General features: G+C 42.0%; 21 protein-coding genes. 17 read left to right on the top strand and 4 right to left on the bottom strand.

The annotated features are described in order from the left end of the window. The first annotated feature begins 223 nt into the window (after positions 1-223). The gene (locus tag OCV72_RS16190; RefSeq protein WP_055284895.1) at positions 224-508 is read left to right on the top strand and encodes a DUF2325 domain-containing protein; all 285 of its coding nucleotides are present in this window, start codon (positions 224-226) and stop codon (positions 506-508) included. Between the two features lie 153 nt (positions 509-661). After that, positions 662-2,137 carry a sodium-dependent transporter gene (locus OCV72_RS16185; RefSeq protein ID WP_055284893.1) on the top strand — a complete coding sequence of 492 codons (1,476 nt, stop codon included), beginning with the start codon at positions 662-664 and terminating at the stop codon, positions 2,135-2,137. Positions 2,138-2,276: 139 nt separating this feature from the next. Here the strand turns inward: OCV72_RS16185 and OCV72_RS16180 are convergent, their stop codons facing one another. Beyond that, the gene (locus OCV72_RS16180) at positions 2,277-2,804 is read right to left on the bottom strand and encodes an ECF transporter S component (protein WP_055284891.1); all 528 of its coding nucleotides are present in this window, start codon (positions 2,802-2,804) and stop codon (positions 2,277-2,279) included. A 110-nt stretch (positions 2,805-2,914) separates the two neighbouring features. Then, a complete protein-coding gene (locus OCV72_RS16175; protein WP_055284889.1) occupies positions 2,915-3,880 on the bottom strand; it encodes an AraC family transcriptional regulator in 966 nt (321 codons plus the stop codon). A gap of 227 nt (positions 3,881-4,107) precedes the next feature. On the opposite strand from OCV72_RS16175, the gene OCV72_RS16170 reads away from it, so the two are divergent. The 9 genes from OCV72_RS16170 (at position 4,108) to OCV72_RS16130 (ending at position 16,585) form a co-directional block, all read left to right on the top strand. Further along, positions 4,108-5,277 carry a galactokinase gene (locus tag OCV72_RS16170; protein ID WP_055284887.1) on the top strand — a complete coding sequence of 390 codons (1,170 nt, stop codon included), beginning with the start codon at positions 4,108-4,110 and terminating at the stop codon, positions 5,275-5,277. A 37-nt stretch (positions 5,278-5,314) separates the two neighbouring features. Further along, positions 5,315-6,805, top strand: a complete 1,491-nt coding sequence (galT, locus tag OCV72_RS16165; RefSeq protein ID WP_055284885.1) for a UDP-glucose--hexose-1-phosphate uridylyltransferase — start codon at positions 5,315-5,317, stop codon at positions 6,803-6,805. A 215-nt stretch (positions 6,806-7,020) separates the two neighbouring features. Then, a complete protein-coding gene (locus OCV72_RS16160; RefSeq protein WP_055284883.1) occupies positions 7,021-7,704 on the top strand; it encodes a TIGR00266 family protein in 684 nt (227 codons plus the stop codon). 18 nt (positions 7,705-7,722) lie between these two features. Further along, entirely contained in the window at positions 7,723-10,275 is a 2,553-nt protein-coding gene (locus OCV72_RS16155; RefSeq protein ID WP_055284881.1) for a glycoside hydrolase family 3 protein, read from the top strand. A 220-nt stretch (positions 10,276-10,495) separates the two neighbouring features. Continuing rightward, on the top strand, positions 10,496-11,455 hold the full coding sequence (locus OCV72_RS16150) for an ABC transporter ATP-binding protein (protein ID WP_055284879.1): 960 nt from the start codon (positions 10,496-10,498) through the stop codon (positions 11,453-11,455). A gap of 1 nt (position 11,456) precedes the next feature. Then, a complete protein-coding gene (locus OCV72_RS16145) occupies positions 11,457-12,323 on the top strand; it encodes an ABC transporter permease subunit (RefSeq protein ID WP_022415059.1) in 867 nt (288 codons plus the stop codon). A 10-nt stretch (positions 12,324-12,333) separates the two neighbouring features. Then, the gene (locus tag OCV72_RS16140; RefSeq protein ID WP_055284878.1) at positions 12,334-13,755 is read left to right on the top strand and encodes a GldG family protein; all 1,422 of its coding nucleotides are present in this window, start codon (positions 12,334-12,336) and stop codon (positions 13,753-13,755) included. A gap of 36 nt (positions 13,756-13,791) precedes the next feature. After that, positions 13,792-14,679, top strand: a complete 888-nt coding sequence (locus OCV72_RS16135; RefSeq protein ID WP_055284877.1) for a DUF4340 domain-containing protein — start codon at positions 13,792-13,794, stop codon at positions 14,677-14,679. A gap of 223 nt (positions 14,680-14,902) precedes the next feature. Then, positions 14,903-16,585 carry a phospho-sugar mutase gene (locus OCV72_RS16130; RefSeq protein ID WP_006428525.1) on the top strand — a complete coding sequence of 561 codons (1,683 nt, stop codon included), beginning with the start codon at positions 14,903-14,905 and terminating at the stop codon, positions 16,583-16,585. Between the two features lie 219 nt (positions 16,586-16,804). Here the strand turns inward: OCV72_RS16130 and OCV72_RS16125 are convergent, their stop codons facing one another. Beyond that, positions 16,805-18,109: a chloride channel protein gene (locus tag OCV72_RS16125; RefSeq protein WP_055284875.1), complete on the bottom strand. Its 1,305-nt coding sequence runs from the start codon at positions 18,107-18,109 to the stop codon at positions 16,805-16,807. 373 nt (positions 18,110-18,482) lie between these two features. Between OCV72_RS16125 and OCV72_RS16120 the strand changes: the two genes are divergently transcribed. After that, entirely contained in the window at positions 18,483-19,049 is a 567-nt protein-coding gene (locus OCV72_RS16120) for a chorismate mutase (RefSeq protein ID WP_055284871.1), read from the top strand. A gap of 184 nt (positions 19,050-19,233) precedes the next feature. On the opposite strand, the gene OCV72_RS16115 is transcribed toward OCV72_RS16120, so the two are convergent. Then, entirely contained in the window at positions 19,234-19,500 is a 267-nt protein-coding gene (locus OCV72_RS16115; RefSeq protein ID WP_055284869.1) for a hypothetical protein, read from the bottom strand. A 524-nt stretch (positions 19,501-20,024) separates the two neighbouring features. Here OCV72_RS16115 and aspS point away from each other — a divergent pair. The 5 genes from aspS to gatB are packed head-to-tail and all read left to right on the top strand — an operon-like array spanning position 20,025 to position 25,818. Continuing rightward, the gene (aspS, locus tag OCV72_RS16110; RefSeq protein ID WP_055284867.1) at positions 20,025-21,359 is read left to right on the top strand and encodes an aspartate--tRNA(Asn) ligase; all 1,335 of its coding nucleotides are present in this window, start codon (positions 20,025-20,027) and stop codon (positions 21,357-21,359) included. A gap of 60 nt (positions 21,360-21,419) precedes the next feature. Further along, positions 21,420-22,547 carry a hypothetical protein gene (locus OCV72_RS16105; RefSeq protein WP_055284865.1) on the top strand — a complete coding sequence of 376 codons (1,128 nt, stop codon included), beginning with the start codon at positions 21,420-21,422 and terminating at the stop codon, positions 22,545-22,547. Between the two features lie 58 nt (positions 22,548-22,605). After that, positions 22,606-22,899: an Asp-tRNA(Asn)/Glu-tRNA(Gln) amidotransferase subunit GatC gene (gene gatC / locus OCV72_RS16100; protein WP_028087248.1), complete on the top strand. Its 294-nt coding sequence runs from the start codon at positions 22,606-22,608 to the stop codon at positions 22,897-22,899. Between the two features lie 13 nt (positions 22,900-22,912). Further along, positions 22,913-24,382, top strand: a complete 1,470-nt coding sequence (gatA, locus tag OCV72_RS16095; protein ID WP_055284863.1) for an Asp-tRNA(Asn)/Glu-tRNA(Gln) amidotransferase subunit GatA — start codon at positions 22,913-22,915, stop codon at positions 24,380-24,382. A gap of 2 nt (positions 24,383-24,384) precedes the next feature. Further along, positions 24,385-25,818 (top strand): Asp-tRNA(Asn)/Glu-tRNA(Gln) amidotransferase subunit GatB, encoded by a 1,434-nt coding sequence (gene gatB, locus OCV72_RS16090; RefSeq protein ID WP_055284861.1) that lies wholly within the window; start codon positions 24,385-24,387, stop codon positions 25,816-25,818. The last annotated feature ends 153 nt before the right edge of the window (positions 25,819-25,971 follow it).

Below are 25,971 nucleotides of genomic sequence, written 5' to 3'. Positions count from 1 at the left end.
AAAAGCAGCATAAAATATCGCCAGCCATAGCATGGCTGACGATACAAAAATTTATTATTTTTTATTGTCCTCTTGACGGGGAGCATACCAAAAAGGAGTGGTGTTTCTTGTATAATAAATATATTGAGAAATGTTCTCAACATATCCTCTTCCTATTTTTACAAAAATCATGTATCATACTAGTTAGATAAAGCTAACCTGTGTACATAAAAGGAGGAAATACATGAGTATAGTAATTGTAGGCGGACACGACAGAATGGTTCATCAATATAAAAAAATCTGTAAAGAATACAAGTGCAAAGCGAAAGTATTCACACAGATGTCTGGAAATTTAAGTGAAAAGATCGGAAGTCCTGATTTGTTGATCCTATTTACCAACACAGTATCTCATAAGATGGTACACTGTGCAGTGACAGAAGCGGAAAAATGCAATGCACAAATCGTGAGATGCCATACAAGCAGTGGAAATGCATTAAATGAGATTCTTCAGAATGCCTGTACAGCATAAGTATCTGGAATGTGGGAAAGCCCACGTCAGATGCTGACACCTTTTCTTGATCTTTTTTAATCTAAAAACTCCATAAGGATAATCCTTGCGTTTGGCTGATAATATGCGATATAATAAAAAATGCTTGACTTAAAACAAAGAGAGGTTTATGGAATGAAGAGAGAGACATTTGGATCAAGACTGGGCTTCATCCTTGTATCCGCAGGGTGTGCCGTTGGCATCGGGAATGTGTGGAAATTCCCATATATGTGTGGACAGTTTGGTGGAGCTGCATTTATTCTGATATATCTGGTATTTCTTCTGATCATGGGAATTCCGGTTATGGTCTGTGAATTTGGTGTCGGACGTGCGAGCAGACACAGTGTTGCCGCTGCATATGAGACACTGGAACCTAAAGAAACAAAGTGGCATATTACAAAATGGATCGGTATCATTGGATGCTATTTTTTGATGATGTTCTATACTACGGTTGGTGGATGGATGCTGTATTATTGTGTCAGAAGCTTCAGTGGAGATTTCGTAGGTGCGAATATGGAGACGGTATCGGCTGGATTTAGTGATATGCTTGGAAATATGCCGCTTATGACATTTTGGACGATTCTGATCTGTATCATTGGATTCGGTGTATGTGCATTTGGAATCCAGAAAGGTATCGAAAAAGTATCCAAGTTCATGATGACAGCATTGCTTTTGATCATGATCGTACTTGCGATCCACTCTGTGATGATGAAAGGTGCCGGAGCGGGAATCCGCTTTTATCTGATTCCTGATTTCAGACAGATGGCAGAGATCGGAATCGGAAACGTGATTTTCGGGGCTATGAGTCAGGCATTCTTTACATTATCAATTGGAATCGGAGCGATGTTGATCTTTGGAAGTTATATGGAAAAAGATCAGCGTTTATTCGGAGAGGCTGTGAATATTACCGTGCTTGACACGGTCGTAGCACTGATGGCAGGTTTCATTATTATTCCGGCATGCTTTGCATACGGAATTGAACCGGGAGCAGGCCCAAGCCTTATATTTATTACGATCCCGAATATTTTCGCGCAGGTGGCAGGCGGGCGTGTATGGGGAGGATTATTCTTCCTGTTCTTAAGCTTCGCTGCATTTACGACACTGGTTGCGGTATTTGAAAATATTATTTCTTTTGATATGGATTTATTCGGATGGTCAAGAAAGAAGAGTACACTGGTAAGTCTGATTCTGATCATTATCTTAAGTATGCCATGTGTTATGGGATTCAATGTATTGGCCGGATTCACTCCACTTGGAGAAGGATCGACAATCATGGATCTGGAGGACTTCATCGTATCGAATAACCTGCTTCCGCTTGGAAGTCTTGGCTATGTCCTGTTCTGTACAAAGAAGAACGGATGGGGATGGAACAGCTTCCTTGAAGAAATCAATCAAGGAGAAGGATGGAAGTTCCCGGCAGGAATCAAGGGTTATATGTCTTACGGACTGCCGCTCCTGATCATTATCATTTACCTGAAGGGATATTATGATAAATTTCAACCAATGGGAACGAAGACACTGATCGGTTGGATGATCGTGGCATTCTTATTCCTTGCATTTGTGATCGGATGCTCTTGTGGAAAAAGTACTGCGGAAAAAGTGGACAAGTAAAGAAAAAAAGTAAAAAGATGTGGAAAAAGGATAAGTTCTTTTGTAAAGTGGAAAAGAACTTATCCTTTTTTTGTTCATCATACATTTGAAAGAAACTGCCGGTGGCAGATTCTATAAATAGTAAAGCATGCAAATGAAGTTAATTTTTCGCCTCGTAAGCAGCCTGGCGGACATCCGGGATCGCGATCAGTACCGGATATAATACTGCAGAGATGATCAGTCCGCCGACTCCCTGGATGATATTGGCAGGAATACTTGCGGCAGCACCGCTTCCATAAAGGAAGAATTCGCAGATAAAATATCCGCCGGCAACGAATACGATATCCGTGATACCGCCAAGAATGACTGCGATATAACGGTTTTTACCGGAACGGCACATCTTCTGGTAAATGAGTCCGGATACCAGTGCGACAAGTCCTTTGATCACCAGTGTGATCGGAACATATACAAAATAGCCGCCGATCAGATCAGACAGTGCAGAACCGATACCTCCGGCAAGCATACCGTATACAGGACCAAGAATGATACCTGCAAGGATTACGATCGCATCACCCGGATGGATATAACCGCCGGTTCCAGGTGTCGGAATGCGGATGGACATCGTAGCAACACAGGCCAATGCAGCAAATAATGCTGTCATAATTATTTTTTTCAGATTGGAATTCATAACCAAAACCCTCTTTCCTTTCGTAATTGCCATTACTGTACAATAGTAGTGGCATGAGATAAAGAGCCAGTTATGAGAAAAAACACCATACCAGTTTGAAAGCACATCACTTAATCAGCGGAAGATGACTGGGCTGCATGTTTTTTATATTGGCTGGGGGACATCCCCATATAACGTTTAAAAATCTGGCCATAATATGCCGGTGAGGAAAATCCTACAAGTCCGGCAATCGTAGTAATATTCTCTCCATTCATAAGAAGTGGAAGACTGTTCTGGATCCGTGTAGACAGCAGGTAGTCGAAGATGGTCATCCGCATATACTTTTTGAAAAAGCGGCAGCATTCACTTTTGCACAGTCCGGCGTGAGAGGCAATATCTTCGAGACCAAGTTCTTCCGAGGCATGTTCTTGAATATAAGAAAGAATGTCTTTCAAACGTTGCAGATGCTTCTGTGGCTGTGGTGTATCCTGGGCAATCTGGACATAATGCAGATAAAGTCTGTGCCAGATCTCACAGAGCAGGAGATGAATACGGAATTCATAGTCAGGAAGTTCCGTCTGTTCCGCTATGCCTTCATATCCGGGAATGAAGGCATCGGAAGAAGATTGAACCTGGCAGGTTAATGTATATATTTCTTTTATGTATTCGATAATTTCATTCTGCCATGAAATCTCTGGCTTTAATACAAGTGAAGACCAGAATTCGTTGGAAGTGATAAAATCGACATATTTGGTCTGCAGGATACTGTTCTCGTAGCCATAGATGAATTTGGGATGAAATGTGACAGAGATATAATTACAGTCCTGGTCATCAATCATATATCCGGCATGTAAAGCATTACTGTTGCAGAATATCCCTTCGCCTTCTGAGATAATATAACGCTGGTCATTGACGACATATTCCATCTGTCCGGATACGAACCATGTAAGTTCGATCTCCGGATGCCAGTGCCACATGAAGGAATGCTGTTCATAAGACTGTATTGCCTCTGGGGATACCTGAACGGGGAAAGTGTAACTTCCGTGTTCTTTTACTTCTTTTTTGTTTTTTTCTGTAAGAATCTGAATACCTTTCATATCATCCTCCGTATATAAAAGTCAAAAACAAATAAAATCTCAATATTCTTATAAAATATGCCAATATTCTTATTGTGAGAATTTGCATATCTCATTATGATTATATTATAGCAATAACAGAAGACAGTCAACTACAAAAAAGTATGTAAGTGGATGTTAAAGAAGGCCTGAAACTTAAGGTATGAAAGAAAAAATGATAAAAATGTATTACAAATGGAGGTAATGGAATGCAGAAAGAGCAATTGATCGCAAAATTTCAGGAATTATACGGAGAAGGCGGGGAAATCCGTACTTATTTTGCACCGGGACGAGTAAACTTGATCGGAGAACATACAGATTATAACGGAGGTCATGTATTCCCATGTGCACTGACAATGGGAACATGGGCAGTGGTAAGGAACAGAGAAGACAGAAAATTAGGTTTCTTCTCTTTGAACTTTGAAAAGCTTGGAATCATTGAGACAAGTCTCGATGAATTGATTCCGAGTAAAAATGCCGGATGGACGAATTATCCGAAGGGAGTAATGTGGGCATTCGAAAAGAGAGGGTATGAACTGACACATGGAATGGATATCCTGATCTATGGAAATATTCCGAATGGTTCTGGACTTTCTTCTTCCGCATCACTGGAAGTGCTGACAGGACTGATGTTAAAAGATACATTTGGATTTGAAGATCTCTCCATGATCGATCTTGCATTGATCGGACAGTATTCGGAGAATAATTTCAATGGATGCAACTGTGGAATTATGGATCAGTTCGCAAGTGCGATGGGTAAGAAAGATCATGCAATTTTCCTGGATACCAATACATTAAAATACGAATATGCACCGGTCGTTCTTGAAAATGCGAAGATCGTGATCATCAACAGTAAGGTAAAGCACAGTCTGGTTGATTCTGCTTACAATGACAGAAGAAATGAATGTGAGACTGCATTAAAGGAACTTCAGAAGGTTACAGATATAAAGACACTTGGAGATCTTACAGAGGACGGATTCGAACAGTACAAGGATGCGATCAAAGATCCGGTCAGACAGAAGCGTGCGAAACATGCGGTATATGAGAATCAGAGAACTATTCGTGCAGTAGAAGCACTCCGTAACAACGATGTGAAATTATTCGGACAGCTTATGAATGCATCTCATGAGTCACTTCGTTATGATTATGAAGTGTCCTGTGAAGAGATAGATATTCTGGTAGATCTGGCGCAGGCAATGCCGGGGGTTATCGGTTCACGTATCACCGGAGGCGGATTCGGCGGATGTACGGTCAGCATTGTTGAAGATGCAACAGTGGACAGATTTATCGAAGAGATTGGAAAGACATATAAAGAAAAAGTCGGACATGAAGCAGAATTCTATGTAGTAGAGATTGGTGACGGAGCAAAGATTGTATAAATTCACAGGATAGAAAAAGGAACGGAAGGATCATAATATGTTGTATGAAAATATTAAGAAACTGGTAGAATATGGTATTCAGACCGGACTGACACCGGAATGTGAGAGAATTTACACAACAAATTTATTGTTAGAATTATTCCAGGAAGATTCATATGAAGATGTAGAAATCGACAGAAGCTCCATCGAACTGGAAACAGTTCTGGAAGGATTACTGGATGAGGCAGTAAAAAGAGGAATCATTGAAGACAGCATCGGATTCCGTGATCTTTTTGATACAAAGATCATGAATTGCCTGGTGCCAAGGCCGGCCCAGGTACAGAAGACATTTGCAGAAAAATACGAAGAATCGCCGGAAACTGCAACAGAATATTTCTATAAATTAAGTCAGGACAGTAATTATATCCGCAGATACCGTGTGAAGAAAGATATGAAGTGGAAAGTAGATTCCCCATATGGAGAGATTGACATTACAATCAATCTTTCTAAGCCGGAAAAGGATCCAAAGGCGATCGCAGCGGCAAGAAATGCAAAGAATACAGCATATCCGAAATGTCAGCTTTGTATGGAAAATGAAGGATATGCAGGACGGCTGGATCATCCGGCAAGAGAAAACCACAGAATCATTCCGATTGAGATTGCGGGAGGAAAATGGGGATTCCAGTATTCACCCTATGTGTACTATAACGAGCATTGTATTGTATTTAACGGACAGCATATTCCGATGAAGATTGATAAGAAAGCGTTTGAGAAATTATTTGATTTCGTAAAGTTATTCCCACACTATTTTCTGGGATCCAATGCAGATCTTCCGATCGTTGGAGGTTCTATCTTAAGTCATGATCACTTCCAGGGGGGACATTATACATTTGCAATGGCAAAAGCACCGATTGAGATTCCAGTAGAGATTCCTGGATATGAGGATGTGGAAGCTGGAATTGTAAAATGGCCATTGTCTGTAATCCGTATCCGTCATAAAGATGAAAAACGTCTGATCGAACTGGCAGATCACATTCTCGGATGCTGGAGAGGCTATACCGATGAAGAGGCCTTCATCTATGCAAATACAGACGGGGAACCACACAATACCATTACACCGATTGCAAGAAAACGTGATGGATTGTTTGAACTGGATCTGACTCTTCGGAATAATATCACAACCGAAGAACATCCACTTGGCGTTTATCATCCACATGCAGAGTATCATCATATTAAAAAGGAAAATATCGGACTGATCGAAGTTATGGGACTTGCGGTGCTTCCATCCAGATTAAAAGAAGAGCTGGAGATTCTTGCGGATTATCTGGTTCAGAAAAAAGATATCAGAAGTAATGAAAAGATTGCAAAGCATGCGGACTGGGCAGATACATTTTGTAAAAAATATGATGGGATTACAGAAGAAAATGTAATGGATATATTGAAAAAAGAAGTCGGTGAAGTATTTGTACATGTACTTGAGGATGCCGGAGTGTATAAATGTACAGAAAAGGGAAGAGAAGCATTTTTAAGATTTGTAAAAACATTATAAGATGTTAGAAAAACGTCAAAAATCAGAAGGGATGAAAAGCCCGGAAGATTTTTGGCGTTTTGTCATGTTTGAGTTGTTATGGTGAAAATGTAATAAAATTTTACGTAAATATAAAGTGCTGATTGTGAATAGAGATAGTAGATGCTATAATATAAATATAGTTTTTCGGGAAAAAGTATATTAAAAGAAAAATAAAATTTCAGGAGGAAACTTATATGAGATATGAAATCAAAGGAGACACATTACCGGTAGTTATCTGCTATCTGGAGGGCGGAGAGAAGATGATCACAGAAGGAGGCGGAATGTCTTGGATGTCACCGAATATGAAGATGGAGACGACCACGAATGGAGGAATCGGCAAGGCATTTGGAAGAATGTTTTCCGGTGAGCATATATTCCAGAATATTTATACCGCACAAGCTGGCAAGGGGATGATTGCATTTGCATCGTGCTTTCCTGGATCCATCAAAGCATTTGAAATCGGACCGGGGCGTGAGATGGTATTCCAGAAAAGTGCATTCCTTGCAAGCGAAGCAGGGGTAGAATTGTCTGTGTTCTTTAATAAGAAGTTCAGCTCTGGATTATTTGGCGGAGAGGGATTTATCATGCAGAAGGTATCTGGTCAGGGAACTGTATTTGCTGAGTTTGACGGACATGTAGTGGAGTATGAATTGAACGCCGGACAGGAAATTGTCGTAGATACTGGACATCTGGCTGCAATGGATGCTTCATGCCAGATAGAGATTAAGAGCGTACCGGGTGTGAAGAATATGTTATTTGGCGGAGAAGGAATCTTTAATACAATAATTCACGGACCTGGAAAAGTGTGGCTTCAGACAATGCCGATCAGTAATGTGGCAGGAGCATTGCGCCCATATATGCCATCATCTGGAAAATAGAAAGGATGCATAATTACAATGAGAACAAGAAACATTCATAAAGCCGCACTAACAGATGCAGTCACACCGTTGGAGGAAGCCGGAAAGGAAATTGCATATCAGGCAGCAGTGGAAGGGATCGTGCTTTTGGAGAATGACGGATGTCTTCCGTTAAAGCCGGGAAAAATTGCACTATACGGAGCCGGTGCCAAAATGACGATCAAAGGGGGGACCGGTTCAGGAGAGGTCAATGAACGGCATGCAGTATCGATCCTGGAAGGAATGGAAGATGCGGGATTCAAGATTACAACGATGAACTGGATTGATGATTATGATCAGAGTTTTCAGGAAGGAGAGCGTGCATACGCAGAAGAATTCCGAAAGAAACTAAGTCCGAAGAATCTGTCGGATTTTATGAATCTGATGAGCAGTCCATACCGCTATCCATATGGAAGAGCAGTGCTGCAGGAAGATGTAGAAAAATCAGAGACCGATACCTGCATTTACGTCATTTCGAGACAGGCAGGAGAAGGTGCTGACCGTAAACTCAGTGAGAATGAATACGGTCTGGCAGAGATAGAACGAGTAAATTTGACATTTTGTGCGGAACAATATGAGCATATGATCGTAGTGATCAATGTAGGAGGGCAGTTTGACCTGAATTTTTTGCATGAGATTCCGAACATCAATGCGGTGATCTTCATGGGACAGCTTGGAACGATGGGCGGGCAGGCAGTTGCGGATATAGTCTGCGGAAAGCATACACCGTCCGGGAAACTTACAGATACATGGGCAAAGCATTACCGGGACTATCCGGCGTCAGATGATTACAGTTATCTGAATGGGAATCTCGATGAAGAGTATTACCGGGAAGGGATCTATGTCGGATACCGGTATTTTGATACATTTCATGTAGCACCAAGATATCCGTTTGGATATGGACTATCGTATACAGAGTTCGAAATGCATCTTGCAGGTATGAGGCTGGAAAGAACTACCGTCGAGATATCCGTAGATGTAAAGAATAAAGGCGAAGTATACAGCGGAAAAGAAGTGGTACAGATCTATGTAAGCTGTCCGGATGGTGAACTGAAAAAAGAAGCACAGCGATTAACTTCATTTGCCAAGACAAAGAATCTGAAACCGGGAGAGGAAGAACGGACCGTATTACAATTTGATCTGCGTGATCTTACAAGTTACAGGGAAAAAGATGCTGCCACTGTTCTGGAACCGGGCGAATATGTCGTGCGAGTCGGTAATTCCAGCAGGAATACAAGAGTATGTGGAATACTAAAACTGGAAACGGAAATAATTACAGAGAAACATTCTCATATCTGTAAGGCACCGTTAAGGGTGACAGAACTGGAATGGCAGGAAGAAAAGGAACTTCTTCATGCAACCGGTGACTGCAGACAGAACTGGGGAAGAACCTGTGAAATAATCATTGACGATGTGGAAAAAATTCAGAGCTTTCAGATCGAACCGGGGATTATTCCGGAAGCGGATCATGAGTATGGCCCGGTGGAGATCTATTCTTCGGAAGAGACTGACAGGATCTTAGAGTCATTAACGCTAAGAGATATGGCGGAGCTGGTTGTGGGCGGAGGCATGTCCGGACATCGGTTCTTTGAAGCACCGGGAGCAGCAGGCGTGACGACTGGAAATCTGACTGCAAAGGGAATTCCAAATGTCGTTATGGCGGATGGACCTGCGGGACTCAGGCTTCATAAGATATCGTCTGTATCTATAACGGGTAAAGTAAAAGGAGTAGAACCAAATATCTCTTTTATGAAATATCTTCCCGAACCGGTAAAGAAAGTAATGCTTGGCAATCCGAACAGCAAGAATCTTCTGTATCAGTTTACAACGGCATTTCCGGTGGGAATCTCTCTGGCATCGAGCTGGAATCTGCAGCTTGCAGAAGAGGTCGGGAATGCAGTGGGAAAAGAGATGGAAGCTTATGGTGTAACTTACTGGCTGGCACCGGGCATGAATATACACCGCAACCCTTTATGTGGACGTAACTTTGAATATTTCTCTGAAGATCCATTACTTACGGGTAAATTTGCGGCAGCAATTACAAAAGGAGTTCAGAAGAACCGTGGATGTTATGTTACATTAAAGCATTACTGCTGTAATAATCAGGAAGACAACCGCAATAAGACGAATGCTAACGTAAATGAAAGAGCACTTAGGGAAATCTATCTGAAAGGATTTGAAATTGCGGTGAAAGAATCGCATCCGGGAGCTGTGATGAGCAGCTATAATAAGGTAAATGGCAAATACGTCAACAACAGCTATCGTCTGCTGACACAGGTACTGAGGAATGAATGGGGATTTGATGGTTTCGTTATGACTGACTGGTTCGCAACCGGAAGAAAATACGGTGATCCGGCACATGCGATTGCATCAGGCAACGACCTGATTATGCCAGGCAGTTCCGGAACCGTAGATGACATCGTAAAAGCAGTTTCCAAAGGTATTATTCTGGAAGAAGATGTAAAAAGGAGTGCGGCCAACGTGTTGAAAGGAATCATCAGCAGCCGTATCTACCAGGGGTATTTAAGGAAGCAGAGAGAAAGCGGAGTATAATCAGTAAACAGATACACACTATATTCACAAAAGTTGACTTCGAACGAAGTGAGAGGAGAAACTTGGGAATATAGTGTGTATCTGTTTGCGTCCGGGGAAAAACAATATTTTTGTTCAATAGTTAAACTTTAATTCATCAAATAAACATATTTTTTCCACATACTTTTCAAACATCCCCCTTATATTGTTAACAGATTGAGTTTAACAGGAGGAAGGAAATTTGATAGAAGTAAAGAATCTTACCAAACGTTATGGCAACCATCTGGCGGTAGATCATCTGAACTTCACCGTAGAATCCGGTAAAATCTATGGATTCTTAGGACCAAACGGTGCAGGAAAATCTACGACCATGAACATTATGACCGGTTACCTGGGAGCTACAGAGGGACAGGTGCTGATCGATGGACACGACATTTTAAAGGAGTCGGAAGAAGCCAAGAAGAATATCGGTTATCTGCCGGAAATTCCGCCGTTATATATGGAAATGACGGTGCGGGAATATCTGGAATTCGCTGCAGAATTAAAAGGAATTAAAAAAGACAAAAGAGAGCCGCAGATAGAAGAAGTTATAAGACTTGCAAAGCTGAGAGACGTAGAAAATCGGCTGATCCAGAACCTGTCAAAAGGTTATAAGCAGAGAGTCGGACTTGCACAGGCAGTTCTGGGATTCCCGGAGATCATTATCCTGGATGAGCCGACAGTAGGTCTTGACCCGAAGCAGATCATCGAAATCCGTGAACTGATCAGGAAGCTTGCGAAGAAACATACCGTGATCTTAAGTTCTCACATTCTTGCGGAAGTAAGGGAAGTCTGTGATTATATCATGATCATATCCGGAGGGAAGCTGGTCGCCAGTGATACGACCGAGAATCTGGAGAATATGATGAGTGGCAAAGGTCAGATCGAGGTGGAAGCAAAGGTTTCCAGGGATGAGATGGATCATATTATCCGCCGGACAGGAAAGATCAAAGAAGTAAAATACCGCACCAGTGCGAGCGGCATTACAACTGCGCAGATTATAGCAAAAGGCGGGGAAGATATCAGAGAAGAGTTATTCCTTGCATTTTCCCATGCAGATGTACCGATGCTTACCCTGAATCAGAGTAAGACAACACTGGAAGAGATATTTCTGGAGCTGACACAAGGGTCAGGCAATAGAATGATAAAGGAGGAGAAGTAAGATGAGAGCCATCTATAAAAGAGAGTTAAGATCCTATTTTCATTCTATGATAGGATATGTATTTATCGCTTTCCTGGTAGCTTATACGGGAATCTATTTCCTAGCGTATAACCTGAACTATGGATATCCGTACTTTTCTTATGTATTGTCAGGGATTCTGTTCGTATACCTGGTAGCAATTCCGATCCTGACGATGCGTTGCTTTGCAGAAGATAAGAAGAATAAGACGGATCAGATGTTACTGACAGCACCGGTCAGCCTGTTCGAGATCGTGCTTGGAAAATATCTTGCAATGGTAACGATCACGGCTGTACCGTGTGTGATCTATCTGATCTTTCCACTGATCATTAAAGCGCAGGGGACGGCATACATTAAGGTAGACTATTTGGCAATCCTTGTGTTCTTCTTACTCGGATGCGTATATATTTCCATTGGAATGTTTGTCTCTTCATTGACAGAAAGTGTGATCATTGCGGCAATCGGCGCATTCGGTATCCTGCTTCTGACTTATCTCTGGAGCGGCATCCTGAACTTTATCCCTTCGGCGGCATGGGCAAATGCATTGGCAGTTGCGGTGTTGTTGACGCTGGTCGTACTTGCAGTCTGGAATATGACGAAAAATGTCGTGATCAGCGGGGTACTGGAACTGATCGTACTGGCAGGAACACTGATTACTTACTTTGTAAAGAAAACAGTGTTTGAAAGTCTGCTTTCCACAGTACTTGGCAAACTGGAACTGACAGAAGTATTTTCCAATATTGCCGATAACCATCTTCTGGATGTGAGCGGGATTATATTGTACCTGTCACTGATCGTCTTGTTCTTCTTTTTGACGATGCAGATGATTCAGAAGAGACGTTGGAGTTAGGAGGAGCATAATGTTAGAAAAAATCAAGAAGTCATTCCGGAGTGCATCATCGAAAAACGGAAGTTACAGTGTGGGAATGATCGCACTTGTAATCTGCATGGTGATCGTTGTCAATCTGATCGCAGGTCAGCTTCCGGAGAATGTTAAGAGCATAGATATTAGTGATAACAACATTTACGGAGTATCAAAGACCAGTAAAAAGGTATTGAACAAACTGGATAAAAAAGTAACATTTAAAATCTATGCAGAAAAAGAGTCGACAGATACAAGGATTAAATCATTTATCAAGAAATATACGGCATTGTCTGATAAGATCAGTGTAACATGGATCGATCCGGTCCTGCATCCGGCAGCACTTACGAAAGCAGGAGTAGAGAAAGATACGATCGTAATCTCCTGCAAAGATACCGGAAAAACGAAATCTGTTTCTTTTGATGATATTTTAGTTTCGGATTCTTATTCCTACTATACGACAGGAAGCAGTTCAGCATCTGAATTCGACGGAGAAGGCCAGTTTACAAGTGCGATCAATTCGGTTACAAGTGAACAGACAGAGAAGATGTATTATACAACAGGACACGGAGAAGCAGCATTTTCAGATTCTGTGACAAAACTGTTCAGTAAGAATAATCTGACGACAGATGAAGTGAATCTGATGATGACAGGTGAAATTCCTGATGATTGTGATCTGTTATTCATGGATGCTCCATCAAAAGACATTTCCGATGATGAGAAAACATTACTTCTGAATTACCTGAAAAAGGGCGGAAAGGTATTTATCATTCTTGGAGATCCTGAGGATGAGACACCGAATCTGGATGAAGTGCTGAAAGAATATGGTATGCAGGAAGCGGACGGTTACATCGCAGATATGCAGAGAAGCTACCAGGGCAACTATTATTATATCTTCCCGGAGATCACAGCAACAGACGATCTGGCCAATAATCTGGAATCCGAGATGGTTCTGATGATCAATGCACATGGTCTGACTACAACAGATCCGGCAAGAGATACGATCACAACAACGGCGTTTATGCAGACATCAGATAATTCCTATGCAGTGACAGAGGATAAGCAGGAAGAGGGGACCTATACATTAGGAGCAGTTGCGACTGAGCAGATTACATCTGATGATTCATCCGACAGCAGCTCATCCCCAACCAGCCGTCTGACGGTAATTTCTTCAGAAAGCATGATCAATTCACAGATTACAGATACTTACACAACACTGGAGAACCTGGATCTGTTCATGAATGCGGTGACAGCTAACTTTGACAAGACAAAAAATATAGCAATCAAGGCGAAGAGCCTAGAGGTAAGCAACAATACGATGCAGCATGCGGGAATCATCAGCATCCTGACAATCTTCGGAATTCCGCTTGTAATCCTGATCTATGGATTCATGCGCTGGTGGAAGAGAAGAAAAGTGTAAATTAAGAAGATTTATGGACAGAAAAGGGGAAATTTGATGAAACAGAAAAAGACAATGCTCATTATGGTGATTGTGCTTGCGGTCTTGCTTGCGCTGTACGGAGGATTAAAAGCCTGGAACAGTCACAGTGAGAAGCAGAAGAAGGCAAAAGAGGACAAAGAAAAAGTCAGCCTGGTAGATGTAAAGAGTCTGAAGTCATTTGCCTATGAAAGCGGCGGAAGCAAGATGAGCTTTACCAAAGATGATGGCGAATGGGTATACGATGAGGATGACGGAGTACGTCTGAATCAGAGTACGATCAAGAGCACGGCAAAAGAGATTACTGGACTGACAGCGGTCCGCAAGCTGAGTGATCCGGATGAGAAAGCAGATTATGGACTGGACAGTTCGGATTACACCGTTACCTACACGGCAAAGGATGGAACCAAAGGAACGATTGAAATCGGCGATGCAGCCGGAGACAATTATTATGCGATGATCCAGGATTCGGATGCAGTATATACCATTTCAAGTACGCTGGTATCGGATCTGGTATTCGATCTGTCATCCCTGACGGAGAACGACACACTGCCATCGATCAGCAGTGGTAATCTGAAGAAGGTCGAAGTTACACAAAATGGTGAGACCACGACTTATAAGAAAAAGAAGCAACGCAGTGAACTTGCCGGTGGCTGGGGAACCATCTCGCTTACCCAGTGTGCAGACTATAATGTCAAAGATCTTGCAAAATATGGTCTGGATGAAGCAAACCGGATCACGGTGACGGCAACTTATAAAGACAGTACTTCCGGAGATAAGAAGACCTGTACCGTTTATATTGGGAATGAAAATGGTGATAACCGCTATGTGCAGCTCAAAGATTCCAATATGGTATATGAGGTCGGAAGTTCAATCGTAGAAAATATAATGTCGGTAGATAAATAAAACATATCAATAGAAAGAATTTGGAATTTCAGAAAAAAGACGGAAACAGCACAGAAAATGTGCCCTCCGTCTTTTTCTGATTTTTGAGAAAAATGACGAAAAGTTTTCACATAATTTACAGTACATTTATTGCCTGAAAGTATAAAAAATGGTATATTATTAATAGGTTTGTTGTGAAAATATACAAAAAACCCGGAAAAGAAATAAGTAGGAGTGATAAAAAATGTATCAGGAAGAATACAAACGCTGGCTTGCGGCAGATCTTGAAGATGCAGATCTGAAGCCGGAATTGTCAAAAATTGAGGGAAACGATGATGAAATTAAGGAACGTTTTGCAGTAGCACTGAAATTCGGAACAGCCGGACTTCGCGGTGTGCTTGGCGCAGGAACGAACCGTATGAATATTTATGTAGTACGTCAGGCAACACAGGGACTGGCTAACTGGGTAAAGACACAGGGCGGAACACAGACTGTAGCAATCAGTTATGACAGCCGTTTAAAGAGTGATGTATTTGCCAAGACAGCAGCAGGTGTACTTGCAGCAAATGGAATCAAAGTAAGAATCTACGATGCACTGATGCCTGTACCGGCACTTTCATTTGCAACACGTTATTATAACTGTAATGCAGGTGTTATGGTAACAGCTTCTCATAACCCGGCAAAATACAACGGATATAAAGCATACGGACCGGACGGATGTCAGATGACAGACGATGCGGCTGCAATCGTATACGAAGAGATTCAGAAGACAGACGTTCTGACCGGAGCAAAATATATGTCATTTGCAGAAGGTGTAGAAGAAGGATTGATCAGATTTGTAGGAGATGACTGTAAGAGAGCACTTTATGATGCGATCGAATCCCGGCAGGTTCGTCCGGGACTGTGTAAGACAGCCGGATTAAAACTGGTATACAGCCCATTAAATGGATCAGGTCTTGTTCCTGTAACACAGGTATTAAAAGATATCGGAATCACAGATATCACAATCGTTCCGGAGCAGGAATATCCAAATGGATACTTTACAACATGCAGCTATCCAAACCCAGAGATCTTTGAGGCACTGGAGCTTGGACTGAACCTTGCAAAAGAGTCAGATGCAGACCTTATGCTTGCAACTGACCCAGATGCAGACCGTGTAGGTATCGCTATGAAGTGCCCGGATGGATCTTATGAATTAGTAAGCGGTAACGAAGTCGGAGTACTTCTTCTGGATTACATATGTGCAGGACGTATCGAGAAAGGTACAATGCCTGAAAAAGCAGTAGCAGTAAAATCTCTCGTATCTACACCACTTGCTGATGCAGTAGCAGCTCATTACGGAGTAGAATTAAGAAACGTACTGACAGGATTCAAATGGATCGGAGACCAGATCGCACAGTTAGAGGCAGCAGGCGAAGTAGACAGATTCATCTTTGGATTTGAGGAAAGCTACGGATACCTTGCTGGACCATATGTACGTGACAAAGATGCTGTTATCGCATCTATGCTGATCTGTGAGATGGCAGCTTACTACAGAAGTATCGGAAGCTCTCTGAAACAGAGACTGGAAGAGATTTACGCAGAGTATGGACGTTACCTCAACAAGATCGACAGCTTTGAATTCCCAGGACTGAGCGGAATGGACAAGATGTCTGGAATCATGCAGAACCTGCGTGAGAATGCACCGGCAGAGATCGCTGGATACAAGGTAACAGAAGTAACAGATTATACTAAGACAGAAGAAACAGGACTTCCTGCAGCAAATGTATTAGTTTACAAGCTTGAGAACAATGAGACAGTTATCGTACGCCCTTCAGGAACAGAGCCTAAGATTAAGATTTACTACACAACACTTGGTAATGATCTTGCTGAGGCACAGGCTGAGAAGGACAAGCTTGCTGAGGCACTGAAACCAATCATGGCATAGGAGTCTGAGGCAGGTTCTGGAAGACTCGGAAATTGTGTTATAGGAATTTAAGATTGAAATAAGAGAATAAAAATAAGTGTACAATTCTTCGGTGGGAGAATGTACACTTATTTTTTATTGCCATGCATTCGTAAAGAGCTGCCAGTGGTAAGTCCTGTAGATACAAAGTATGTAAGATACATTGCTACTTGCAGGAACTACTATGTATATGCTAATACGTTAATTTTCCTTTGGTGCAATCCGCTGTTTCAACCGCTGACGCCGTACAGGATGCGTAAATGCAACTCTCTGTGCTGTAAAGATCGAATTATTAAAGTTAAAGATAAACGATACAAAACATACAACCGAAAAGAATGGGAGCATATTATATCCGAAACTTTCCACGCCGACCAGGATAGCTGCAAGCAAAGTATTTGATCCACTGCAGAAGACGGAAGCGAATCCAAGAGCTGCACCGAACATCGGATCAAATCCGAATACCGGTCCAAGTACGTATCCTAAGCAGGAACCGATGGAAAACAGTGGTGCAACTTCGCCGCCGATGAATCCGGAGGAAAGTGTCAGAATCGTAAGAGCCATCTTAAGAATCCAGTCATAAGCGTATATATCATCTGTAATACCGTCAAAGCACAGAGCAACCAGGTTAGAGCCGGTTCCGGAGTATCTTCCCTGATGAAAGACCATCATAAGAACTGCGATAACAGCCCCCATGATCAGAACCTTTTTTACAGGCGAAGAAAAACGGAAGGCGAATTTCAAACGCAGATATCGGAGAATCAGTGCAAATAAAGAACCAACGATACCGAAGCACAGTCCCATAGCTGCCAGTTTTAAAAGAAAAACGGCGTTGTACGTAGAAGGATGATAGTTCAGGGTTTCCAGTATATTAATATGAAATTTCCGAAGTCCGAGCGCCCGTGATGTAAATGCTGCACTGATGGAAGCTACTGTTGCTGGGATCAAAGCATGATATTCCAGCTTTCCGGCAACCAATACCTCCAGTGCAAAAAAGATTGCAGCAAGCGGAGTACAGAAAAGTCCGGAAAATCCGGCAGCCATACCAGTGATCAGGAACATCTTCCGGCTGTTTTCGATATCAATAGTCTTATCGACCAGACGCCCAACGTTGTTGGAAACAGCCGCACCAATCTGAACAGCAACACCTTCTCGTCCGGCACTTCCTCCAAACAGGTGTGTTGTCCAGGTTCCAATGACGGATAGTGGCACCATACGGATTGGAAGTTTGGTGTTTTTACCAAGGCCGACGTGAAAGACCATCTTCATACCATTGGCGACAGATTTGCCAAACTGGTGATAGATGAACCAGATGAAGACGCCGCCAAGAGGCAGGAACCAGATCAGATACCAGAAGTATTTCGTCCGGATAGCGGTACAGGCATTAAGCCCCAGCCCGAATGCTGCATCGATGATTCCGACGAGAACACCGATGACTACTCCGGCAATAGCCAGGATAAAAGTATCTTTATAGTATTTGTAAATGTGTTTGAACAAAGCTTTAATCATAATAACCCCCAAAGATAAATTCTCTCGTATTTATTATAACTTGTATGGAGGAATCTGCAAGCAAATATATTTTTTACTCGACAATTTATATACTGTGTGATACAATCGGGTTAAGCATTATAATTCTATATTTTCATTGGCATATACGCCCTATCAAGAACTTATGCATTTCGCATTCTATGAATTTTCAATGCTTGTAACCCAGAGAGATTTTATACAGGCAGAGAGGAATTGTAGATTCATGCTAATGTACAGATAATAAAGGATAGTGCTGAAATGGAGGCAGAGTTTATGAAAGCAGAGAAAAGGAAATCATATTGTCAGCAGCTATTTGAAAAATATAATATAGTATAAATTTTACGAGGAAACTAAGATGACATTAGAAGAAGTAAGAAATGAAATTGATGAAATAGATACAAATATGAAGCCATTGTTTTTAAGAAGAATGAAATGTGGAAAACATGTAGCAGAAGTAAAAGCTCAGACCGGAGGAGATGTATTTGTTCTCGAAAGAGAACTTGAAATTATCGGGAAAAGAGCCGCGGATGTGGATCCGGAGATTCAGGAAGAATATAAAACATTCCTGAGACACTTAATGAGCCTTTGCAGAAAATATGAATATGAATTATTACCAGAGATGCAGGAAAAAGTTATGATGGCAGCTCTGGCGGCAGCAGGACTGACAGCTGAGACCGAACATACACAGGTAAAGATTGGATTTACCTGCCCAAAAGAGACAAGTGATCTGAACCTGTTCGTGAACATGACAAAGTTAAATGGAATCCAGATTGATGCTATGAATCTGATGACAGAAAATGGAATTCAGAAAGTAACCATGACACTGGATGGTAAGATCACGGATGCGGGAATGCGGTGTCTGTTGTGCCAGATAGGGAAAGAGGCAGAGGAGTTCCGGATTTTAGAATTGATTTCTATTTAATGCATTATGGCGGCTGTCACCGATCGGAATAAACTTACAAGGTCCTATCCTGTGCTGACTCCAACCATGAGTCCGTATGCACAGGATAGGACCTTGTAAGTTTATTCCTGCGGTTTCGCATGCCATAATAATTAAATGGAGAACTGTAATCTTTTATTACGGTTCGGGAATCTGGCTTAGTGAATTAAATAGAAAAAGAAAACAAAAATAAAAATGTATTCCGCGCAAGTAGGAAAAGAAACAAACTTCCTGTAATAATCAGCGTTCCAACATGATTCAAACACTTGCGGTTAAATATATTCACTGCGATCATACATACATTCACGAGCATAAAAAGCTCCAATATACCAAGTATCGGTAAAGAATACAACTGAAATACCTGAACCAGCACGGTCATACAGATGGATATGGCAAGTGCAAAACAAAAGTAATACTTCTTTTTCTGAGTCATAATATATCCTCCTTGCGTGGAATGATAGGGTTACATTCAAAAATAGAGTTGCATTAATTTAGTAAATAATACCATAACAAGTCATAAATGAAAAGCCAGGAAGACATTTTACATAAAATTCAGAATACCCTCTTGCAATCTGAAAAAACATGTGCTAACATTTAAAACAAATTTTAGTATAGTAAAGCGATGAAAGAGACTCTGGACTTTGGAACCTGACAGGAATGTGGTGTCACCGACTGAGAGCACTGCTTGGGGAATGAGGACAATAGGGAACACTCTGGAGCAGACCAGCTGAACAAGTAAATATGGTAAAGTTGAATGAAAAGTAGGTTGGTACGTAGACTGCACGTTACGCACGAAAAGAGGAATCTTAGAAAGCACTATACAGCTTTGAGATTCAATGCGGGTGGTACCGCGGATAACGATGATGATATCCGTCCCGGGATACAAGTATGTATTCCAGGGCGGATTTTTATGTTTATAACCGTTATTCGTCCCGGGAAGAAAAGGAGGATAAGAACATGGAGTATTTAACAGGTGTAAAGCCAAAAGAGACAAAAGAAATCAGTGAATTACTGGAGCAGACAGAAGCAGGCACAAAGGTAAAAGTCAACGGAGCAGTGCATACAATCCGTGATATGGGAACTGTTGCATTTGTGATCTTAAGAAAAAGAGAAGGTCTGCTTCAGTGTGTCTATGAAGAAGGCAGTGCTGATTTTGAATTGAAAGACATGAAAGAAGCAGCAACAGTCGAAGTTGAAGGCATCTTGGAAGAGAATGAAAAAGCACCGAACGGAATTGAGATCCGTATGGAGAGTGTAAAAATCTTAAGTGAGCCGGAAGACGAGATGATGCCGCTTGCAATTTCCAAATGGAAACTGAACACATCTCTGGAAGCAAAACTGAACTATCGTTCCATTTCCCTTAGAAATATCCGGGAGCGTGCCAAATTCAGAATTCAGGAAGGACTTACAAGAGCATTCAGAGATTTCCTCTACAGTCAGGAATTTACAGAGATCCATACACCGAAGATCGGAGCGAAAGGAGCCGAGGGGGGAGCCAACATTTTCAAACTGGAATATTTCCACAGACCGGCAGTGCTGGCGCAGAGTCCACAGTTCTATAAGCAGATGATGGTCGGCGTATTTGACAGAGTATTCGAGACAGCGCCGGTATTCAGAGCAGAGAAACATAACACAAAGCGTCATCTGAACGAATATACCAGTCTTGATTTTGAAATGGGATATATTGATGGATTTGAAGACATCATGGCAATGGAGACAGGATTCCTCCAGTATGCGATGGAATTGCTGAAAAAAGATTATGCAAGAGAGTTAAAAGTATTGGGTGTTGAACTTCCTGATGTGAGTCAGATTCCGGCAGTGAAATTTGCAGATATCAAAGAAATCGTTGCAGAGAAATACAATCACAAGATGAGAAATCCATTCGACCTTGAGCCGGAGGAAGAAGTGCTGATCGGACGTTATGCGAAAGAAGAGTGGGGAAGTGATTTTGTATTTGTCACACATTATCCTTCTAAGAAACGTCCGTTCTATGCAATGGATGATCCGAAAGATCCAAGATATACACTAAGCTTTGACCTTCTGTTCAGAGGATTGGAAATCACGACAGGCGGACAGCGTATTCATGATTACAAGATGCTGACAGATAAGATTACTGCAAGAGGAATGACAGAAGAAGGAATGGAACAGTATCTTGCAACATTTAAGCATGGAATGCCGCCACACGGAGGACTTGGAATCGGACTGGAACGTCTGACGATGCAGTTATTAGGAGAAGATAACGTAAGAGAGACTACATTATTCCCAAGAGATTTAAGCAGACTGGAACCATAGTGGGAAGTAAGGTATAATAGATATGATACTGGTGATAACATGTCATGAGAGGGAAATCATATGTTTGGAAAAAGATGTAGTTTATGCGGAGGAAAGTTAAATAGTAGTGGAATCTGTACGGAATGTGGGCTTGATAACCGCAAGTCGGATAAGAATTACCGGATCAACCGGAGTGACTGTGACGGAATGCCGCTTACACATGTACATGAGGAGAAGGAAAAATACAGACCGGACAGGAAAGCAGATCACAGGGAAATAAATCACAAAGAGACAAATCATAAAAAAAGAGATTACGGAAAACAAGGCTATCGTATGAATGAGTCTGATATGACCGGGAAAAAACGGAGAAAGCATGTGCAGACTCCGGATATTACAAACCGGAGAAGACCATTGAAAATAGTGATTCTGGCAATTATCGTGATTGCAGTTTTGGGTAATCTCTATGAGGAACATAAGTACGATATAGAATATGCAATTGGAGATGCAGTTCAAGGTGTATTTCAGGATACGGGGGATCAAAAGACAAATGATACGGATGAAACAGACTATGATCATTATCAGTATGTGACTCGGGAAATCCCGAAAGAGGGAGAACGTGCAGACTATGAACTTTCTTCCGGCAATTATGTGGCAGGTGTGGAGATCCCGGAGGGAATCTATACAGTGACACCGAAAGACGACTATGACACCGTGCAGATCGATGATCCTGAGAACAGCATCTATCTGTATGAATACACCGAGGGCAAGAAAGACAAGATTGAGGATATCCGTCTTTATAAAGGTGCGCATCTTACATTAAATTGTAGGACAACAGTAAAACTGCATACCGATAATGCACAGGATGTAGAGGCAATGGAAACGGCCGGACAGAGTAATCCGCTCACAGAATCAGTGGATATTAAAGGTCAGAAAACGTTGACGGCCGGAAGAGATCTCGAACCGGGAATATATGATCTTAGCCGTGTATCAGGGGCTGGAAATGTGGATGTAATCATTTATTCGGACGAACAGGAAGAAATAAATTCATGGAGCCAGGGGCTGTCGGAAGATGGAATAGACGGAGAGACATTCCATTATCTGGTAATTCCGGAAAATGCAACACTGGAAGTGTCAGAAGATTTGAAAATAAGGCTTACACCGTCAGAACAGATTGCATCAACAGATTATTATGGCTTTTATAACAGATAAGTTTACTGAATATAAAGTATAGGGTAATCGATAACATCAGGAAAGAAGGAGCAGGAAGATGGCAAATAAAATATCAGATGAAACCATTGAATATGTTGGTATTCTTGCAAAGCTGGAATTATCCGGTCAGGAAAAAGAAGATGCCAAAGCAGATATGGAAAAAATGTTAGATTATATAGATACATTAAATGAACTGGACACAGACGGAATTGAACCAATGTCACATGTATTTCCAGTAAAGAATGTATTCCGCGAAGATATTGTGACAAATGGAGACGGCAGTAAGGAGACACTGGCGAATGCACCGCTGGAAAAAGACCAGAGCTTCAAAGTACCAAAGACGATCGGATAGGAGGAAAACGGTTATGGATATCACAAGTCTTACAGCAGTAGAACTTGGAAAGAAGATTAAGGCAAAAGAAATATCTGTTGTGGAAGCCGTGAAAGCCTCCATTGCACAGATTGAAAAAGTAGAAAAAGATGTAAACAGTTTTGTGACGTTGGATAAAGAGGGCGCATTAAAACGTGCAGAAGAAGTACAGAAATTAATTGATGACGGAAAACTGACAGGGCCACTGGCAGGTGTGCCGGTAGCAATCAAAGATAACATGTGTACGCAAGGAATGCTCACAACCTGCAGTTCGAAGATCCTGGGAAACTTCCGGCCGATGTTCACGGCAGAGGCAGTAAAGAATCTGGAAGAAGCAGGAGCTGTCATTCTGGGAAAGACGAATATGGATGAATTTGCCATGGGAAGTACAACCGAGACTTCTTATTACGGACCGACAAAGAACCCATGGAACTTAGAGCATGTTCCGGGAGGATCTTCCGGGGGAAGCTGTGCAGCGGTGGCAGCAGAAGAAGCGCCATATGCACTTGGATCTGACACAGGCGGGTCCATCCGTCAGCCAAGTTCTTTCTGCGGCGTAGTCGGAATCAAACCAACATATGGAACGGTATCCCGTTACGGACTGATCGCTTATGGTTCTTCCCTGGATCAGATCGGTCCTGTTGCGAAAGATGTGACAGACTGCGCAACGGTTCTGGAGACCATTGCATCTTATGATCCGAAAGACAGCACATCAATCAGACGTGACAGTTATGATTTTACATCTGCACTGGTAGATGATGTGAAGGGCATGAGAATCGGTATTCCAAAAGATTATTTTGGAGATGGTCTGGATGCTGAGGTAAAAGAAAATATTCTTCGGGCAGTAAAAGTTCTGGAAGAAAAAGGCGCAGTTGTAGAAGAATTCGACTTAAGCCTTGTAAAATATGCGATTCCTGCATATTATGTCATTGCATCAGCTGAGGCAAGCTCCAACCTTGCCAGATTCGATGGCGTAAAATACGGTTATCGTACCGAGGAATACGAAGGACTTCACAATATGTACAAAAAATCCCGTTCCGAAGGTTTCGGACCGGAGGTAAAGAGAAGAATTATGCTTGGTTCATTTGTTTTGAGTTCCGGATATTATGATGCGTATTATCTGAAAGCATTGAAAACAAAAGCGTTAATTAAGAAAGCATTTGATAAAGCGTTTGAAAAATATGATGTGATCGTGGCTCCGGCGGCTCCGACAACGGCACCGGAACTTGGAAAGAGCTTAAGTGACCCGATCAAGATGTATCTGGGAGATATTTACACGATTTCCGTCAACCTGGCAGGACTTCCGGGAATCACAATCCCGGTAGGAAAGGATTCCAAAGGACTTCCGGTAGGTATGCAGCTGATTGGAAATTGTTTCGAAGAAAATAAAATCATTCAGACCGCATATACATTTGAACAGACGAAAGTATATGAAGCACCAGAACTTGCAAAGGAGGACAGATAGTCATGGCAAAACAATATGAGACAGTCATTGGACTTGAGGTCCATGTAGAGCTTGCAACAAAGACGAAGATCTTCTGCGGATGCAGCACTGCATTCGGAGGAGCACCGAATACACATACATGCCCGGTTTGTACCGGTATGCCTGGATCACTTCCGGTATTAAATAAACAAGTTGTAGAATATGCAATGGGAATCGGCCTTGCAACACATTGCGATATTACAAGAGTGTGCAAATTCGACCGTAAGAACTATTTTTATCCGGATAACCCGCAGAACTACCAGATTTCACAGCTTTATCAGCCAATCGCCAGAAACGGCTATGTGGAGATTGCAGTAGGAGATACAAAGAAAAAAGTCCGTATCCATGAAATGCATATGGAGGAAGATGCCGGAAAGCTGGTACATGATGAATGGGATGACACATCTCTGGTAGACTTTAACCGAAGCGGTGTGCCGCTTGTAGAGATCGTATCCGAGCCGGATATGCGTTCATCGGAAGAAGTCATTGCATATCTGGAGAAATTAAGAACGATTATCCAGTATCTGGGAGCATCTGATTGTAAGCTCCAGGAAGGTTCGATGAGAGCGGATGTCAACTTATCCGTAAGAGAAGTGGGAACCCAGGAGTTCGGAACCAGAACAGAGATGAAGAACCTGAACTCATTCAAGGCAATCGCAAGAGCCATTGAAGGAGAGAGAGAACGTCAGATCGAACTCATTGAAGAGGGAAAATCCGTTATCCAGGAGACGAGACGATGGGATGACAATAAAGAATCATCTCATGCCATGCGTTCCAAAGAAGATGCTCAGGATTATCGTTATTTCCCGGAACCGGATCTTGTACCAATCGTGATCGATGATGAGTGGATCGAAAAGATCAAAGAAAAACAGCCGGAATTCCGCGATGAAAAACTGGAACGTTATAAAAAAGAATTCGATATCCCGCAGTATGATGCAGAAATACTCACAGAATCCAAACACATGGCGGATATCTTTGAAGAGACGACGGCAATCTGTGGGAAACCGAAGAAAGTATCCAACTGGCTGATGGTAGAAACCATGCGTCTGTTAAAAGAACACAGCATGGAACCGGAAGATATCAGCTTCTCACCGGCTAATCTTGCAAAACTGATCGGGCTTACAGAGGACGGAACCATTAACAGTTCCGTTGCAAAAGAAGTATTCGAACAGGTATTTGAAAAGAATGTAGATCCGGAAAGTTACGTAGAAGAGCATGGATTAAAGACAGTCAATGATGAAGGTGCACTGGAAGAAGTGTTAAAAGAAGTCATTGCAAAGAATCCAAAAGCAATCGCCGATTACAAAGGCGGCAAAGAAAAAGCACTCGGCGCATTGGTCGGACAGACTATGAAAGCCATGAAAGGAAAGGCAAATCCCGGAATGGTGAATGAGAAATTGCGGGAGATGCTAAATTAAATTGGGATTTAATTCAGGAAGGCTGTGGATACCCGAACCGGAATAAAGCTTGAAAAGGCGTTCCTGCTCAGGTTCCATCGGCGGGTCAATTCTAAAGGGGTAAAATTCTGCTAAAAGCAGGCTTTCAAAATTTGAAACTCGGCATACGCCTCA

The organism is Dorea amylophila (genome assembly GCF_025567265.1).
In the GTDB taxonomy this organism is placed as follows: domain Bacteria; phylum Bacillota; class Clostridia; order Lachnospirales; family Lachnospiraceae; genus Dorea_A; species Dorea_A amylophila.
This window is presented reverse-complemented; position numbering and strand designations above follow the sequence as displayed.